This window comes from uncultured Cocleimonas sp., assembly GCF_947495625.1.
GTDB lineage: Bacteria > Pseudomonadota > Gammaproteobacteria > Thiotrichales > Thiotrichaceae > Cocleimonas.
Genome location: NZ_CANLZW010000009.1, coordinates 117091 through 135443 on the forward strand (window position 1 = coordinate 117091; position 18353 = coordinate 135443).

General features: G+C 42.2%; 13 protein-coding genes and 1 other RNA gene. 4 read left to right on the top strand and 10 right to left on the bottom strand.

Annotated features, from left to right (window positions below; all coding sequences use genetic code 11):
- Positions 1–31 precede the first annotated feature (31 nt).
- The 10 genes from mraY to Q1A31_RS07180 form a co-directional block, all read right to left on the bottom strand.
- Positions 32–1114 (bottom strand): phospho-N-acetylmuramoyl-pentapeptide-transferase, encoded by a 1083-nt coding sequence (gene mraY, locus Q1A31_RS07135; protein WP_131904015.1) that lies wholly within the window; start codon positions 1112–1114, stop codon positions 32–34.
- Positions 1114–2481 (bottom strand): UDP-N-acetylmuramoyl-tripeptide--D-alanyl-D-alanine ligase, encoded by a 1368-nt coding sequence (gene murF, locus Q1A31_RS07140; RefSeq protein WP_299874373.1) that lies wholly within the window; start codon positions 2479–2481, stop codon positions 1114–1116. Before murF ends, mraY begins: the two co-directional genes overlap by 1 nt.
- Entirely contained in the window at positions 2481–3953 is a 1473-nt protein-coding gene (locus Q1A31_RS07145) for a UDP-N-acetylmuramoyl-L-alanyl-D-glutamate--2,6-diaminopimelate ligase (protein ID WP_299874376.1), read from the bottom strand. The genes murF and Q1A31_RS07145 overlap by 1 nt, the downstream gene beginning before the upstream one ends.
- Positions 3950–5860 carry a penicillin-binding protein 2 gene (locus Q1A31_RS07150; protein WP_299874378.1) on the bottom strand — a complete coding sequence of 637 codons (1911 nt, stop codon included), beginning with the start codon at positions 5858–5860 and terminating at the stop codon, positions 3950–3952. Before Q1A31_RS07150 ends, Q1A31_RS07145 begins: the two co-directional genes overlap by 4 nt.
- A complete protein-coding gene (gene ftsL / locus Q1A31_RS07155) occupies positions 5853–6266 on the bottom strand; it encodes a cell division protein FtsL (RefSeq protein ID WP_299874381.1) in 414 nt (137 codons plus the stop codon). The genes Q1A31_RS07150 and ftsL overlap by 8 nt, the downstream gene beginning before the upstream one ends.
- Entirely contained in the window at positions 6263–7207 is a 945-nt protein-coding gene (gene rsmH / locus Q1A31_RS07160) for a 16S rRNA (cytosine(1402)-N(4))-methyltransferase RsmH (protein WP_299874384.1), read from the bottom strand. The genes ftsL and rsmH overlap by 4 nt, the downstream gene beginning before the upstream one ends.
- A 13-nt stretch (positions 7208–7220) precedes the next feature.
- A complete protein-coding gene (gene mraZ, locus Q1A31_RS07165; RefSeq protein WP_299874386.1) occupies positions 7221–7676 on the bottom strand; it encodes a division/cell wall cluster transcriptional repressor MraZ in 456 nt (151 codons plus the stop codon).
- A 354-nt stretch (positions 7677–8030) separates the two neighbouring features.
- Complete coding sequence (locus tag Q1A31_RS07170) at positions 8031–8747, bottom strand: hypothetical protein (RefSeq protein ID WP_299874389.1); 717 nt, start codon at positions 8745–8747, stop codon at positions 8031–8033.
- 260 nt (positions 8748–9007) lie between these two features.
- Positions 9008–9365, bottom strand: an RNA gene (gene rnpB / locus Q1A31_RS07175) — RNase P RNA component class A.
- A gap of 63 nt (positions 9366–9428) precedes the next feature.
- Positions 9429–10181: a TetR/AcrR family transcriptional regulator gene (locus Q1A31_RS07180; protein ID WP_299874392.1), complete on the bottom strand. Its 753-nt coding sequence runs from the start codon at positions 10179–10181 to the stop codon at positions 9429–9431.
- A gap of 180 nt (positions 10182–10361) precedes the next feature.
- Between Q1A31_RS07180 and Q1A31_RS07185 the strand changes: the two genes are divergently transcribed.
- From Q1A31_RS07185 to Q1A31_RS07200, 4 genes are all read left to right on the top strand, one after another.
- A complete protein-coding gene (locus Q1A31_RS07185; protein ID WP_299874395.1) occupies positions 10362–12833 on the top strand; it encodes an acyl-CoA dehydrogenase in 2472 nt (823 codons plus the stop codon).
- 171 nt (positions 12834–13004) lie between these two features.
- Positions 13005–15410 carry a 3-hydroxyacyl-CoA dehydrogenase/enoyl-CoA hydratase family protein gene (locus Q1A31_RS07190; RefSeq protein WP_299874397.1) on the top strand — a complete coding sequence of 802 codons (2406 nt, stop codon included), beginning with the start codon at positions 13005–13007 and terminating at the stop codon, positions 15408–15410.
- Between the two features lie 263 nt (positions 15411–15673).
- The gene (locus Q1A31_RS07195) at positions 15674–16858 is read left to right on the top strand and encodes an acetyl-CoA C-acyltransferase (RefSeq protein WP_299874400.1); all 1185 of its coding nucleotides are present in this window, start codon (positions 15674–15676) and stop codon (positions 16856–16858) included.
- A 337-nt stretch (positions 16859–17195) separates the two neighbouring features.
- Positions 17196–18002 (top strand): SDR family oxidoreductase, encoded by an 807-nt coding sequence (locus tag Q1A31_RS07200; protein ID WP_131904026.1) that lies wholly within the window; start codon positions 17196–17198, stop codon positions 18000–18002.
- Positions 18003–18353: the final 351 nt, after the last annotated feature.

Here is an 18353-nt window from a genome sequence, read left to right on the forward strand (position 1 = left end):
GCCACTTTTTTAAGTAACGTTTTTAAATAATCTATCTAACTTTTAATGTCGCCAAACCAACCAGCACAAGAACGATTGTGATAATCCAAAATCGCACAATAACTTTAGGCTCGGCCCATCCTTTTAATTCAAAGTGATGATGAATAGGTGCCATGCGGAAGATCCTTCTCCCTGTCAGCTTAAATGATGCAACTTGCAAAATTACTGACACTGCCTCCATGACAAACACTCCACCCATAATAAACAGCACTAATTCCTGCCTAACCATCACAGCAATTATCCCCAGTGCCGCACCCAACGATAGCGCCCCTACGTCGCCCATGAATACTTGCGCTGGATAAGTGTTAAACCATAAGAACCCTAAACCAGCACCAAAAATCGCACCGCAAAAGATGAGTATTTCGCCCACTCCTGCAACATACGGAATACCTAAATAATCTGAAAACTTAACGTTTCCGCCCGCTAAAACAAATACACCTAAAGCAGCCGCAACCAAAATGGTTGGCATAATCGCCAACCCGTCCAAACCATCTGTTAAGTTCACCGCATTACTCGTACCAACGATTACAAGATAGCTCCAGGGAATAAACATCCAACCCATATTCCAGAACCAATCTTTAACCACGGGAAAATACAAAGTAGTTTCCACTGGGGTTTTTGCTGCTATATATAAATAGGTCACCGCGATAAAAGCAATTAACGACAAGCCGAGGTATTTCCAGCGTGACGCTAAACCTTTACTGCTTTTTTCTTTCAGCTTAAGAAAATCATCGTAACCGCCGATTAATCCAGAACCTAAAGTGACAAACAGCGCGACCCAAACATAATGATTAGTCAGGTCCGACCACAACAGCGTTGCCAGTACGATTCCTAATAGAATCAAAGCACCACCCATAGTTGGCGTGCCTGCTTTAACTAAATGCGTTTGTGGACCATCACCACGAATTGGTTGCCCCATTTTCAAGCTAGTCAAAGCTCTAATCATCCACGGCCCCATAAGCATCGAAACACCCAAGGCTGTTAACACACCCAGAATGGTACGAAACGTTGAGTACTGGAATACATTAAATCCGGAGTAGAATTGTGATAACCATTCAAATACAGGAAGTAACATTAAGCTGTCTCTCCGTATTCAATTGATAATGCTTCTACTGCTCTTTCCATTCGCATAAAACGCGAGCCCTTTATTAAGATTGTTGTATTGTCTGGAAAGTCATCTTGAAGATCTGATTTTAAATCTTTCAGCAGATCATCCATCTCATCAAAACTCTTACCGTTTTCGCCAAAGCTATTACAGGCGTTAGCACTGTAATCTCCTAGACAATACATATACTTTATACCCACAGCTTTTGCTTTTTCGCCGATTTTTTCGTGCACTTTTTCAGGATTTTCTCCAAGCTCACCTAAATCACCTAAAACGAAAACAGTGTTTTTTCTTTGCGCGAGCACATCGAGTGCCGCCGCAACAGAGTCTGGATTTGCATTGTATGTATCATCCAGAATCTGCGAGTTATTAATGCCAGCAACTGGGGCTAAACGCCCCTTAACTGGCAACATGGTTTCCAAACCTTTGACTATCGTCTCTAGTTTGATCCCCAAAGCGGACGTTGCCGCCGCTGCCGCGAGAGCATTCATTGCATTATGACGACCAAGTAATTTGAGATTAGCCCTAACCTCGGTGTTACTCGCTTTTATCATCAGACCCCCATCCGATAATAAACGGCCGCTTATTGTTGCTTCATTATTAATGCCAAATGCTAAGACCTCGCGGTCTTTGTTGGAATCCTTCCAATAATCGGCAAATGTATCATCTGCATTGATTACGGCGATTCCGTGAGTCCCCAACCCAATAAATATCTCTCCTTTTGCTTGCGCTACTCCCTCGAGATTTATAAATCCCTCAAGATGAGCGGCACCAGCATTATTCACAACAGCCACGTCAGGTTTTGCAATTGTTGTTAAGAATTCGATTTCACCAAAATGATTCGCACCCATTTCGATAACAGCGAAATCGTGTTCTTCACGAAGTCGCAAAATAGTTAATGGCATCCCAATATTGTTATTGAGATTACCTATCGTTGCTAACACCTTGCCTTGTTGCGACAAAATAGCAGCAATCATTTCTTTTAAGGTGGTTTTACCATTACTGCCTGTTAGTGCGATAACTGGCTTAGTAAATTGCTGGCGCCATGCAGCGGCTAAATCTGCCAATGCTTGTAATGTATCTTCAACAACGATTTGCGGAAGATCACAATCAATCTTCTTACTAACTAATGCAGCACCTGCAATTCCTGTTAAATCAGCCACGAAATCATGCGCATCAAAACGCTCGCCTTTGAGGGCAATGAATAATTGATCACTTTTAACCAGACGTGAATCAGTCGCAACCGAATCAATCATCAAATCATCACCATGGAGTTCACCCCCCACCTTTTGAGCGATTTCTGACAGACTTAGGAAGTTATTAACTGTTTGATTCATTAAGCCGCTAGCTCCAGTAACACTTTATTAGCATGTTCACGATCACTAAACGGAATGCTACCAGTAGCAAGAATTTGTACTTTTTCGTGTCCTTTACCTGCGATAAGAACTGTATCCCCACGCTTCGCCTGAGTTAACGCTTTACTAATTGCACTAGCACGATCATGTTCGATAACAGCAGCTGAAGGGTTGATAAATCCTGCAACAATATCTTTCATGATTAATTCAGGGTTTTCAGTACGTGGATTGTCATCAGTCACAATAACCACGTCTGCATTTGCTTCGGCGATTTGAGCCATCATCGGACGCTTACCTGAGTCACGATCACCACCACAGCCAAACACACAAATCAGATTATTTTCGGTATGTTCGCGTAATGCCTTTAGAACAGTTTCTAATGCATTTGGCGTATGCGCGTAATCAACAACGGCTAACACATCTGAATCAGCTACTTTTTCCATACGGCCTGCAACAGTTTCAACTTTATTCAGACTTGCTAGAGCTGACTCAAGTGAATCACCTAAAGCTAACATTGCGCACAAAGCTGCCAATAAATTACTCAAGTTAAAACGCCCAAGTACAGATGCATTTAACTTAGCCTGCTTACCTGCAAAGTGAATATCAGCCGAAATGCCTCTATGTGTAAATTTCGCATTAACTGCCACTAAAGAGCCTTCTGGATAATCAGCTAATTGACCAATACCATAAGCAATGACACCCCCCGACTTTAAAGCCATTTTTCTACCGAACTCATCATCAAGGTTTACAACTATTGCTTTTAATCCAGCCCAGTCAAATAACTTCTCTTTGGCTTCTGCGTAGGCTTCAAGGGTTTTATGATAATCAAGATGATCACGACTTAGATTCGTCAGCACAGCCACATCAAATGCAACACCAGCCACTCGACCTTGATCCAAGGCATGAGAAGAAACTTCCATTGCTACTGTTTTAATATTCTTGTCTTTCAATTCAGCCAAACTTCTATGCACACTAATTACATCTGGTGTTGTGTGAGTCGCTGTTTGCAAATCAGAAAGTGAACCGATACCTAAGGTTCCAATCACCGCACTATCTTTCATCGCCTGTGCGATAAAGTGACTAACACTGGTTTTCCCATCAGTACCCGTAATGCCAACCATATTTAATGACTGGGTAGGAGAACCAAAAAAACGATTGGATATTTGACCAAGATGCTCTCGCAAATCAGCAATTTCAAATTGAGGAATATCCAGGTCAATAGATTGAGTTAGACCATCCGCTTCCCAGACTACTGCTACTGCACCTTGTTTTGCTACTGCATCAGCATAATCAAGACCATGTTGTTGCGTACCCTTAAGAGCGACAAATAATGTACCTGTTTTGGCTTCACGACTATCTAAGGTTATCGATGTAATATCACAATCCATCTCTGGAGATACTTGAGCAATACCTTCCAATAGAACAGATAGCTTTATTGAGAAAAGTTTAATCACGCCTCTCCTTCCTTTTCATCAGAACCAGTATGCCGCGGAGAGTCAAACGTAACCGGTATTGATGATTTTGAAGGAGAGTGTGGTTTTGCCTGTTTTAACTGTGGTAAATCGTCTGGAGCGATATCCATAATGCGTAAAGCATTCGTCATAATCTTAGCGAACAATGGTGCCGCTAAACGACCGCCACTAGCTTTCTCAACTTTTGGTTCATCTATCATGACCGCAACAACCAAACGAGGGTTAGTCGCTGGAGCCAGACCAATAAAACTTACGATCAAATGATCTTTACTGTATCGGCCATTTTTTAATTTGTAAGCTGTGCCAGTTTTACCTGCAACGTTGTAACCATCTACAGCAGCATTCTTACCCGTTGCATCGTCTTGCACTACAGCAGTCATCATTTTCAATACTGCGTTAGCATTTATTTTAGACATCACCTGCTGACCAAGCGGCTGGCTATCTCTTTTATAAATACTCACTGGATTTAAAATACCGCCAGTGGCAAATACAGTATAAGCATGAGCTAACTGCAATAAACTTGCTGACACACCATAACCGTAACCATGAGAAGCCCTATCTACAAGCCCCCACTTATCGTAATACGCTAACTGCCCTTCTGTTTCACTAAAGAAACCGGCATCGGGCTTACGTCCAAATCCAACGCGATTCAAGAATTTCCAATGCTCACCAGGTTTCATTAACAGCGCTACTTTACTTGCGCCAACATTACTAGACTTCGCAAGTATTTTAGAGAGCGTAATAGAACCGTAATTCCTAGGATCTTTTATTGTAACCTTGCCAACTTTGAAATTACCGGGAGATGTTTCAATAGACACATCTTCACCAATTGCACGAGCCTCTAAAGCTGCAGCAATAGTTATAGGCTTTAAGGTTGACCCAGGCTCAAAAGCATCTACAACCGCACGGTTGCGATATTGATAAGGTTTTAGTGACTTACGATCATTAGGATTAAAACCAGGCATATTAGCCATTGCTAAAACCTCGCCAGTAACTGTATCTAAAACAACAACTGAGCCTGACTTAGCGTTTAGTTTATACACTTCGCCTTTTAATAATTTATAAGCTGCATACTGAATACGGTGATCTAGACTTAATTGAACCGTTTCGCCCGGAACCATCGTTTCGATTTCTTCAATACTTTCGACTAAACGACCACGACCGTCTCGAATAACTCGATTCCTTCCGGAATGCCCTGCTAAACGCTCATTCATTGAACGCTCAACACCTTCAATCCCTTGATCATCGATATTTGTAAAACCAACCACATGAGAAGTTGTTTCAGCCATTGGATAGAAACGACGATATTCTCTTTTAACGTTTACCGCCGGAATTTGTAGATCAGCAATTTCTTGTGCTCTCTCAGGCTCAACATGACGACCCAAATAATGAAAACGCTTACCAGACATCGAATCCAGTTTAGTTTTTAATGTATCTTCAGGCATTTCCAATAAGAGCTCAACCGCCTTTAGTTTCGCACTTAGAATTTCAAGATCTTCTTTTGCTAACAGACCACTTTCATTATCTTCTAATGAGATTTTCTTTAACTCACGTTTTGCATCTGCAAGTTTACGAGGATCTATTGAAATCGAAGAAACAGGAGAACTAACAGCCAATGCCTCACCGTTTCTATCAACAATCATTCCCCTATAAGGAGGAACTGTTAATGTTCTGAGCTGACGCTTACCGGCTTGCTTCTTTAACCAACTTTGCTGAAACACATCTAGGTATGCTGCACGCGCCAATAGCACACTAATACCCGCCAGCAATAAAAGCATAAGTATTAAGCGTCGACCACGATACACCGGCGACACAATTGCTGAATTTTTTCTAACAGATGCGCGGCTATTCACGTTGCGACCACTAGTGCTTTTACGCTTATCAATCACTCAAACTTACCTTAGATAATTTTTTGTGATCAACCATAGCTTTACTAGAAACCACTTCATCTATTACCGCTTGAGGCTCTCTAACTATTCGAATTTCGGAAGCTTTAGGGATTTTCATTTCCAGATCCCAACGTGCATATTGCTCAACGCGAACCTGATTTAATGCTGTACCCTGCTCTAATTTCAAGCGACTCCACTGAGCAGCCAACTTATCTCTTTCTTTTTCCAGGGTTTGTAATTTCATATAAGCCGTTCTCGACTCATGACGCTGAACCACGGTCTTAATAGCCACAAAGACAATTGACACGAATAAGACAGCCAACAACGGCAACTGCCAATTAGTCACAGAATCTACAGTCACTTGTTTGTTTGCAGCATTTACTTCAACGGGGTCTTGAATACTCATTGTTTCTCTCCGATCCTCATGATGGCACTTCGCGAACGAACATTAACCTGAACTTCGGACTTTGAGGGCTTGATGGCCCTACCAATTGACTTCATTAATGGAACAGACATTTCAGCCTCCATTATCGGCAAACCACGCGGGAGCTGAGGAGCACTAGAGTGCAACTTCAAGAATCGTTTTACGATTCGATCCTCCAGAGAGTGAAAACTAATCACCACTAATCTTCCTTTGGTAGCCAAAAACTCTTTCGAGTTATCAAGGCAATCAATCAAATCCTCAAGCTCGCGGTTTATAAAAATCCGAATAGCCTGAAAACTACGGGTTGCCGGGTGTTTTCCCGGTTCTTTTCTCTGTATTTTTTTGGGGATAGAAGATGCAACGATCTCAGCCAACTGTAAAGTTGTACTGATAGGGGTAGCTGCTCTTTTCTCCACTATATTTCTCGCAATGCGTCGCGAGAGTCTTTCATCGCCATACTGATAGAGGACATTGGCAATCTCTTCTTCTGGGGCTTTGCCAAGCCACTCGGCAGCGCTAATCCCCACATCGGGATTCATTCGCATATCGAGTTCGCCATCACGCATAAAACTAAAACCACGCGACGCGTCATCTAACTGAGGTGATGAAACACCTAAGTCCAGCAACAGCCCATCCATTTCTTGAAGCCCTATTTCTGCCAGAGCATCAGGAAAATCTTTGAAAGACCCCTGCCAAACAAAAACCCGCTTATCATCTTTATAAACTCCCTTCGCGTGAGCGATGGCAAGCGGATCTTTATCTATCAACAACATTCGTCCGTTCGGACCAAGCTGTTCAATTACCTTTGCCGAGTGACCTCCCCGACCGAAAGTGGCGTCTATATAAACACCATCTTTTTTAATATTTAACGCTTCTACTGCCTCTTCTAACAGTACCGTTTCGTGTTTGAATTTATCTGACATGGGCTTCCCATCACTAGATTGATAACCCTTTCAGGGATTCGTCATTCTGAATATTTACTGGAGCAGACACTCTCATACTTTCACAGCCCTGCTTCCATGCATCTTCATCCCACAATTCAAACTTGTCGCCTTGACCTATCATAATCAACTTCTTTTCCATGCCCGCATACTCCCTTAAAGGTGACGCCAACATTATTCTGCCTTGCCCATCCATCTCAACATCCGATGCATGACCAATCACTAAACGTTTAATTTCTCGAGCAGCTTCAGAGAGATTCGGCAAACTTAATATATTTTGCTCTGTCTCAACCCATTTCGACATCGGATACAAAACCAGGCAACGAACACCATAATCCACTGTCAAAATCATCTGCCCTTTAAAGTCAGAAGTAATCTCATCACGATACTTAGTCGGTATTGCTAACCTACCTTTCGCATCTAGATTCAAATTTGAGATACCTCTAAACACTTTCTTATTTAGTTCCTTATTAGAAGTTCAAACCATGATTAAGTCACATTAACCACTTTTTACCACAAATATACACTTATTTTCCCATATTACCACTTATTAACCACAACACAAGTACTCTTTTTAGTTAAAAACCTCTTTAAAAGACAAGCAGTTAGAGGCGCCGATGAGAATTCGACACAAGATAGGCTGGTTTAATATTTTTAATTAGGTAGATACAAACAAAATTCTAGATATTACTTTAAGCTTGTATCTTTTTTGTTCGCTATATAGGTATATAGGCGATAGTTATGAGGTGTTTTATCGGGATACCTAGATTCTTAAATATCCAAAATTGCTTGAAATGAACTTTGACTACAAAGCCTTACTTTTTATTATAAAATCCAAACACTTTTTATCTTCTGTAACGTCTGTATTCGCACTGTCATTCGCGCTAGCGCTCTCTTCAAAAATGACGTTATCCGCACTTATTAGAAGATTCCCCCCATTTCTTAAATAACATTCAAGATGATTAAACTCCTGCTGCGACATACCAGGCTCAACAATTAAAAAAGGACAATAAGCAGGATTACATAACAATAAGTTGCCATCAATTTTCTGATGTCTTAAGCCTATTGGGCTGAGCGCTTCGGACAGACCGAAGTCATTATTACCCTCTATTTCACCTGTCATCTCAGGTAGACAAGCCACAGAATTACCGCCAGCTCCGACATTTAAATTTGAAAAAGCCCCCCAGAGTAATTCCAAACGCGAACGATACGACCAGCCTTTACTCAGCATGGCAGATATTCTTTCAGGGAGAATTGCAATAATACTGGAGCCTACAGAACCATAAACCACCATATCCAGGTACGGTTCTTTAGGGTGTATGACTTTGGGAGAAGTAGAACAATCTAAAGCAGATTTAGTCGGAGCAACTTCCGAATAAAGAAATGTTAAGTTAGACAGCCTTCGCTTTATCCCTATATTTTGATAAAGGATTGTCTGCTGATCATAGTCAGGACCAAGCAACGTTTCCGTTAAATTTAACAGCAAGGTTTCATCCGGGTCCAACGCGTAGTTAGCGAGCATAACCATCTCCTTACAATGAGTAACATCGACTTGATGCATAACTCACTATAAGCATTAACCATGCCAAACAATGACGAACGGTAATTCTTATTAAATTACAAAGACTTAGTTAAATCACAGATAAATTTAACTACATTTCAAAGAAACTAATTGCAAACAATCAACTACTTTAAGTGTAAAGATTTGTCTCTACACTTAAGCTCTCAAGATATTGATTTCAATATTAATTTAACTACCCGAACGGGTATAAGAACAGATAAAGTGTGAGTTGACCTATAAGCCGGGTTCTGTCGTGAACAATCATTCATCTGGATGATACGTCGCCGCACACCTCAAGCGATCTACCCGGATGCAGTGCGGGTACACACCTATTGCATCCCTATTTGATCTTGCTCCGGACGGGGTTTACCTTGCCACAAACTGTTACCAGTTGTGCGGTGCGCTCTTACCGCACCCTTTCACCCTTACCTCACTACCCGAAGATAATAAGGCGGTCTTCTCTCTGCTGCACTAGCCGTCAGCTTGCGCTGCCCAGACGTTATCTGGCGTCCTACCCTGCGGAGCCCGGACTTTCCTCGATTCAGGACTAGCCTGAAGCGCGATTGCTCGGTCAACTCACGCGCGCAGTGTAACAAAGTACGTATAAAAGTAACTATAAATGTGAGTTTAAACCAAGAATAATTAGGAGTCTTTCAAACCTGTTTCACAAGGAGTAGCTTCTTCTAAACAAGCAGCTCTATATATCAGCTGTAAACAGCTATCTGCATATTCATCAACCGTCTTTTCCGGATTATGATATTTCCACGGTTTTAGATAACGTTCCTGAATCATAGAAAGCGCCATAGTTGCAACGAATCCTGACTTATGACACGACTTTAAGTCGGGTGATAGTGATGAAATTAGTTTCTCTAATTCACCTACCTGAGCCAACTCCAAGTTTTTAGATTCTTCCTGGTTTATTTGTGGCAAACACTTGGTTTCAAAATACAGAAAGTTAAACCATGGTTGCATAAGCGTTGACGCATAAAGATAACCTTTCACCAACACTCTCAAAGCCTCTAAAGGATCATCCTGTTCCCTAGACTCATCCACTACTTCCTCACAAATAACAGCAACGACATCTTTAACGATAATTGCGATCGCATCTTTACTTGAAATACTAGAGTACAACCCACCCATACTAAGACCAGTTTCAGCAGATAGATCTCTAAGAGACATCGCATCAAAACCAATTTTTGGTGAGATCAAAAAAGTAGCATTAAAGATCTTTTGCAAATTCCGTATTGCGAACTTCTCTTTACTGACTTTAATCTTGTCCTTATTTCTTTCGAAGATCATTGAGTACAAGCGCTCACCTTTATATTCGAAGTTTTCTTCAAACTCTTTATAACTAGTAAATGTATGTTGTTCTATTTCAAGAGAGACTGATGACACGTAGTAAGGCCCTTTAGGTGTAAATGAAAATAAATGATTTAAAAGATTAAAAAGATAACGCTTGTATAAATGTTCTTGACAAAAAGCATACTACAGTCTTTAATAAAAAGCGAACGCTCGCTCTTTTTTTGTTATTTCGAAAGAGCATACGACCAAAACTTATAATTAGGATTTTTTAATATGTTAAATCTTTTACTCATTCTTCTTGCTGTCGCGGGATTTGTTACCATAGCATATCGTGGTGACCGCGTAATGTTTGCAAGCATTTTTGGCGCCGCATTAACACTCTTTACGCTATTCAGTAGTGCAAGCGCCATATTAACAGTGATTTTTGCATTAGTAACAGTTGCAACATTAGTCTTCTCTATTCCTAGTGTACGTACTAAATTGATTTCAGCCCCAATGCTATCAATAGTACGTAAAATATTGCCTCCTATTTCAGAAACCGAACAAGAAGCGATTGATGCGGGAACGGTTTGGTGGGACGGCGAACTCTTTAGTGGCAAGCCAAACTGGAATAGCTTATTGAGTGCATCGAAACCAGAATTATCAGAAGAAGAACAGGCTTTCCTTGATGGTCCAGTAAATGAGCTATCACGTATGTCTGACTCCTGGAAGATCAACCATGACTGGAGCATTATCCCTGAACATATTATCCAATACGTCCTGGATAACGGCTTCCTTGGAATGATCATTCCGAAAAAATACGGTGGTCTTGATTTCTCTGCTGTCGCGCAATCTAGAGTACTCCTAAAGCTAAGTAATACAGGAAGTGCTATTAGTTACCTAGTGGGCGTACCAAACTCATTAGGTCCTGGTGAGCTTTTAATCAAATACGGCACCGAAGCACAAAAAGAATATTACTTACCTCGATTAGCAAGTGGTAAAGAAATCCCATGTTTCGCACTAACAAGTCCAACCGCAGGGTCAGATGCAACATCTATCTCTGATACTGGTGTGGTTTGCATGGGCGAGCATGAAGGCGAGCAAGTATTAGGCATTAAGCTTAACTTCTCCAAGCGTTACATTACATTAGCGCCAATCGCTACATTGATTGGTTTAGCTTTCCGCTTACAAGATCCAGATGGATTAATCGGAGAGACAGAAGATTACGGTATCACTTGTGCCCTCATTCCACGCTCTACTCCAGGTTTAGAAATTGGCCGTAGACATTTAGCGATTGGCGATGCATTCTTAAACGGTCCTATAAAGGGTGAAGATCTGTTTGTACCACTCGATTCTATTATCGGTGGCAAGGAAATGGCCGGTAAAGGCTGGCGCATGCTGGTTAACTGTTTATCAGTAGGCCGCGCAGTAACCTTACCTACAACAGGTCAGGTAATCAGTAAGCGTTGCACCTTAGGTACCAGCGCTTATGCAAACCTACGTAGCCAGTTTGGCGTCAACATCGCCAAGTTCGAAGGCGTACAAAAGCCACTTGCTCGTATGGCTGGCTTCACCTATATCATTGAAGCGGCGAGTATCCAAACCATCCAATCGATTGTCGATGGCAACAAGCCAAGCGTACCTTCAGCGATACTTAAATATCACTGCACTGAAATGGCTCGCCAATGTGTGATTGACGCGATGGATATTCACGGTGGCAAGGCCGTCATGAAAGGCCCTAACAACTATATTTCATCTATGTATGAGTCAGTACCTGTGGCGATAACCGTTGAAGGTGCAAACATTCTAACACGCAACCTAATGATCTTTGGTCAAGGCGCAATCCGTTCACATCCTTATGTATTAGATGAGATGGAATTAGCGCATGCTGAAGATAATCAGGAAACCTTAAAAGGATTTGATAAGGCTTTATCTGGCCATATCGGTTATGGCGCGACTAACTTCGCACGTTCTTTAGTACTTGGCTTAGGTTTCCCGGGAGCTAGCATTAATGAAAACAAAAATGCTGACCCTTACTACAAGCACATCAATCGTTTAAGTGGTGTATTTGCTTTAGCAGCTGATGCGTCAATGTTGAGTCTGGGTTCTAAACTTAAATTCAAAGAGAATCTATCTGCACGTTTAGGTGATTTACTCAGTACCCTATTCCTAGCGAGTATGGTACTAAAGCATCACAAAGACACAGGCTATAACGAAGAAGAATGGCCGATTGTTCAGTGGTCTTTAGATCATCTATTGCATGAATACCAGATAGCTTTTGATGAGTTAATGGCTAACTTCCCAAATCGTGCTGTAGCATTTATGGTTAAAAAAGCCGCTTTCCCAATTGGCGGAGGCTTCAAAGCACCGACTGACAATCTTGAAAAGAAAGTGGTTGACGTAATAAGCACTAACAACGCATCAAGAGATCGTTTAACTGGTGGTTTGTACATGGAGCTTGAAGAGCTGAACCCACTTGCACGTGCAAATCAGGTGTTCCTTGATAGCCTTGATTTAAAACCATTACAGGACAAACTCAAAGCAGCGATCAAAGAAGGCGCTCTTCCTAAAACCCACGGCCAACCTCTACTGGATGCTGCGGTAAAAGAAGGTGTAATCACCGATCTACAAGCTGATCAACTAAGCCATCACTACGATGAAGTTATGGGCGTTGTTAATGTTGATGACTTCGATGAATCAGAATTGATTCGCGTCGCTTATAAAAAACCAAGAGCTAAGAAACCAGCTCTGAAGACAGCAGTTTAATTGCTTAACATTGAGCGCTTCATAAAACAGAAGCGCTCAATAAAAATCAGTGTTATCGGCGACTAAAGAACATTAAAAAGTCACCCCCCTACTTATAGGCTGTTTTTTAAAATAAGAAAAATTGTAATAAATAAATAGTAGTTAAAGAAAACAATTAGGAGAAATTAAATCATGGCAGAGATTGCCTTTTCGGATATCAAGTTGATTAACAAGATACCAGTTATAAAGAAAGCCGCTATTCTTGGCGCAGGCGTCATGGGCGCTCAGATTGCAGCACATTTTGCAAATGCAGGAATACCAGCATTACTATTTGATCTACCTGCAGAAGGTAAAGACAAAAGTGCGACAGCAACAGCTGCGATAAAAGCACTTGCCAAACAAAAGCCAGAGCCACTTGCTATAGGTCGTTTAAGCAAACTCATTACTCCTTGTAACTACGATGACGATCTAGACAAGCTAGATGATTGTGATTTAATTATCGAAGTTATCGCAGAACGCGCTGACTGGAAAATTGATCTCTACAAGAAGCTGGTTCCGCATCTGAATGAGAACACGATTCTTGCGAGTAACACTTCGGGTATCTCTATCGAATTATTGGCAGAAGGTGTGCCAGATCAGTTTAAAGATCAGTTCCTCGGCATTCACTTCTTTAATCCACCACGTTACATGCCTTTGGTTGAAATCATCGGCCATCCGGGCACACGTGCGGATGTAATGGATAATGTTGAAGCATTCCTGGTTAGTACATTAGGTAAAGGCGTGGTTCGCGCAAAAGACACCACTAACTTCATCGCTAACCGTATCGGTGTATTCTCAATTTTAGTCACGCTTTATCACGCAGAACGTTTGGGCATTAACTTTGAAACAGTTGATGAGTTAACAGGTGCGAAAATTGGCCGTCCTAAAAGTGCAACCCTACGTACAGCCGACGTTGTTGGTTTAGATACATTACGTCACGTTATTAATGGCGTAGTTGACAACCTAAAAGACGATCCTTGGTCTGATCTTTTCAAAGTACCTGCGTGGATGGATACACTCGTTGAAAATGGTGCGCTTGGCTCTAAAACCAGAAAAGGTGTTTACAAGAAAGAAGGTAAAGACATTCTCGTATTCGAACCTAAAGATGGTTCGTACCGCAAACGTAAAGTGAAAATTCCGGGTAAAGTTGAAAAAGCGGTTAAAGATTTCAAAAACCCGGACAGACTTGCAAACCTGCGTGGCATCAATGATCCACACGCAGAATTCCTTTGGTGTATTCACCGTGATGCAATGCATTACTGCGCGCACTTATTAGAAGACATTGCTGATAACGCGCGCGATATCGACATGGCAATTCGTTGGGGCTTCGGCTGGAAACAAGGTCCTTTCGAAATCTGGCAATCTGCAGGCTGGAATAAAGTTGCAGACATGATCAAAGAAGACATCGCAGCGGGCAAAACACCTTGTGACCTCCCTCTTCCAAATTGGGTTTCTGAAATCGATGCGGTACACAACGAAGAAGGCTCATGGTCTGCGAGCGCTAATGCTTACAAAGCACCATCGTCTCTTGATGTTTATCAACGTCAAAGATGGCCAGAAAGTGTGGTTGGTGCAAAAAAACCAGAACAGAAAACCATCTTCGAAAACGATGCGTGTCATTTCTGGCTTACGGATGATGATATCGGTGTTATTAGTTTCAAAACTAAAATGCACACCATCAGCGATCCTGTTTTAGATAGCTTAAATCAAGCACTCGATATCAGTGAAAAGCAGTTACGCGGTATGGTTATCTGGCATCCAGATGCACCATTCAGCGCAGGTGCTGACCTTAAATCATTTATGCCCGTAGCGATGAAGAGCATGCTCCCAGGCAATAATGGTCTGGATGAGTTATTAGCGAAATTTCAGGCTACATTATGTCGCCTGCGTAAATCTAATGTACCTGTCGTTTCTGGTGTTCAAGGTTTAACACTAGGTGGCGGTTGTGAAATGATGATGCAAACCGACCGTGCCGTAGTCGCATTAGAAAGTTACATTGGTTTGGTTGAAGTCGGTGTTGGTTTAATCCCAGCGGCGAGTGGTTGTATGGAATTCGCACGCCGCGCCAGCATTGCAGCCAAAGGCGGCGATGTATTTGAAGGCATCAAAAATGCGTTCGAAGTTATCGGCATGGGTAAGGTTGCGACCAGCGCACATCAGGCAAAAGACTTCGGCTTCTTACGTGAAACCGACATCATTGTGATGAACAAAGACGAAGTGCTTCACACTGCACTAGCTCAAGTTCGCGCATTAGATGCAGCAAACTACAGACCACAGCCAGAGCTACCGATTACAGCAGCAGGTCGTGGCGCAATTGCCAATATCAAAGCAGCGATGACAAATATGCACGCGGGTCAGTTTATCTCTGATTACGATATGGAAATCGGTGTAAAAGTGGCAGAAGCATTATGTGGCGGCGATGTTGATACAGGCACACCACTGACTGAAGAATGGTATTTACGCAAAGAGCGCGAAGGTTTCCGTAGTCTAATCAAGAACCTTAAAACGCATAAACGTGTTAAGCACATGCTAGATACCGGCAAGCCACTTCGTAACTAAAAGTGTAATTAAATATAAATGACACCCCCCACCTTTAAGGCACTTTTTAGGTAAGCGAAAGGGGCTCAGAAAAATAATGAGTGCTTTGGATGAGAAAATGACGAGAGAAAAATAAGCGCAATTTCACAGATACTTTTTAAAAATGAGGAGAATAGCATCGCTCTTCGCCGAATTTTTAGGAAGAATCTGGGGAATTTAAGCTGTTTTTATCCGTCATCTTTCTCGTTCAAAGGGCTCATCACAAACTTACAGGATTATATAAAATGACAGAACAAGCATATATTGTTGCTGCAAGAAGAACCCCGGTTGGTAAAGCGCCACGTGGTGTTTTTAGCACAACTCGACCAGATGATTTACTGGTTCATGTATTAAAAGGCGCGATCGAAGATTGTGGCGGATTAAAAGGACAACAAATCGATGATCTCGTTATCGGCTGTGCAATGCCAGAAGCAGAGCAAGGTCTCAACGTCGCACGTATCGCAGGATTACTCGCGGGATTACCTGAAAGCGTACCGGGTTACACCGTAAACCGTTTTTGTGCATCGGGACTTCAAAGTGTTGCGAATGCAGCAGATCAGATTCGTTTGGGCGAAGCGGATATCGTCATCGCAGGTGGTCTGGAATCAATGAGCATCGTGCCAATGATGGGTCACAAAGTATCGATGAACCCAGCGATCTTTGATAACGATGATGTTGCGATTGCCTACGGTATGGGAATCACCGCAGAAAACGTAGCTAAGAAATGGAAAGTTAGCCGTGAAGCGCAAGATGAATTCGCACTAAACAGTCATTTGAAAGCACTAGCCGCTCAAGAAGCCGGCCATTTCAATGCAGAGATACTTCCGTTTGAAGTACAACAACACATACCGGGCGCTGATGGCACCGTACAAATTGTAAAGAAGATGGTATCTGCAGACGAAGGACCACGTGCAGGCAGTACGCTTGAAGGTCTTGCAAAGCTACGCCCTGTATTTGCCGCAGAAGGCAGTGTAACAGCAGGCAACAGCTCACAGATGAGTGATGGCGCAGGCGCAGTGGTACTAATGAGCGAATCTAAAATGAAAGAGCTTGGCCTAGAACCACTAGCCCGTTTCGTAGGTTACTCGGTTGCAGGTGTTCCACCAGAAATTATGGGTATCGGACCGAAAGAAGCGATTCCAAAATTACTCAAGCAAACAGGCGTTAGCTTAAATAGCGTTGACTGGATAGAGCTTAACGAAGCATTCGCAGCTCAAGCACTTGCGGTAATGCAAGAAGTTAACCTCGACCCAAGCAAAGTAAACCCACTCGGTGGCGCAATCGCATGGGGACATCCTTTGGGTGCAACTGGCGCAGTGCGTACCGCGACTATGGTTCACGGTCTGCAACGCACTGGCGGATCACATGGAATGGTTTCTATGTGTATCGGCACCGGAATGGGAGCGGCAGGGCTGTTCGAGCGTTGCTAAATTGTTTTTGGATTAAAATGGCTTGAATCTCCTACCTTCTCCTTAAAAACTCGCAAAATAGTCATACTATTCTGCTCGCTTTTATGAAGAAGGTAGAAAATTACGCTCATTTTTCTCTCAAAAAAATCATAAACAAATAATATGTAAAAAATATTTAAAAGCGTAACACGCAAAGTGGCGGGGGGGATTTTCTTCTTGCCGAACCTCGCCACTTTGTTTTTTATTTCTGTTTTTTTATTCATGCTTACTTTGTGTTTATTCATTTATAGTTTATTCATATAAGCATTCAATTCGCTGTATTCTCTTCGTTTAACAAAAACGTTTAAAAAGGCTAACTATGACCAACCCTCTAAAGTTTATTGATAAAACCGTTTTCGTTGCTGGTGGCACCAGTGGCATCAATTTTGGTATTGCGGAAAACTTCGCTGCTTGCGGTGCAAATGTCGCGGTAATGAGCCGCTCAGAAGACAAAGTCAATGCAGCCGTTGAAAAACTCCAGAGTTATGGCACCAAGGCATTAGGTTTTTCTGCCGATGTACGCGATTACGACGCCGTTGCAAACGCACTCGCAGAAACCGAAAAGCTGTTTGGTAAAATAGATGTATTGATATCCGGTGCGGCAGGAAACTTCCCCGCAAAAGCGAGCGATATGTCACCCAACGCCTTTAAATCGGTAGTCGACATTGACCTGCTTGGTAGCTACCACGTATTACGTGCAGCCTACCCTCACCTGAAAAAGCCAGGGGCATCAGTAGTCAATATCTCAGCGCCACAAGCGTTTGTACCAATGCAGTTACAATCTCACGTATGTGCCGCCAAAGCAGGTGTTGATATGCTAACGCGCGTTCTTGCAATGGAATGGGGCGCAGAAAAAATCAGAGTCAATTCAATCGTACCCGGTCCGATTCAAAACACAGAAGGCATGGCGCGATTAGCCCCTTCTGAAAAAATGATTGATGCCGTAAAGCATTCAGTACCGTTACAAGAGCTAGGCACCGCAGACGATATCGCCAATGCGGCGATGTTCCTATCATCACCGATGGCGAGTTATATTAGTGGCGTTGTACTTCCTGTTGATGGTGGCTGGTCATTGAATGGTGCTGGGCAAATGATGGATACTTTGGCTCGGCAATTGGCTAAATAAAACTAATTAATGAAAAAGTGCCTATAAGTAGGGGGGTGGCTTTTCTAGGCTCACCAAGTGCTAAAATGACAAGTCAAATAATTTAATTATCCGTTTTAGACAACAAAACGGTAAGCTCACTAAAGTCCATCGTAAATGCCGCAAGGAATCGTCGATGTACAATGGTCGATTAACTACAATTAGTATTGAGTATTTAAGTCACTCCCCTACTTTAAGATGGTTTTTAGATTTAAACCACCTTCTAACGCCTTGCTCAGCGGAAAAATACGAGCAAGAGCGAGTAGTTTTTCCGATGAAGCAACTTATAGTAACTCTGCTTATTTAAATCCAGCATCTGTTTCTGGGTAAAAA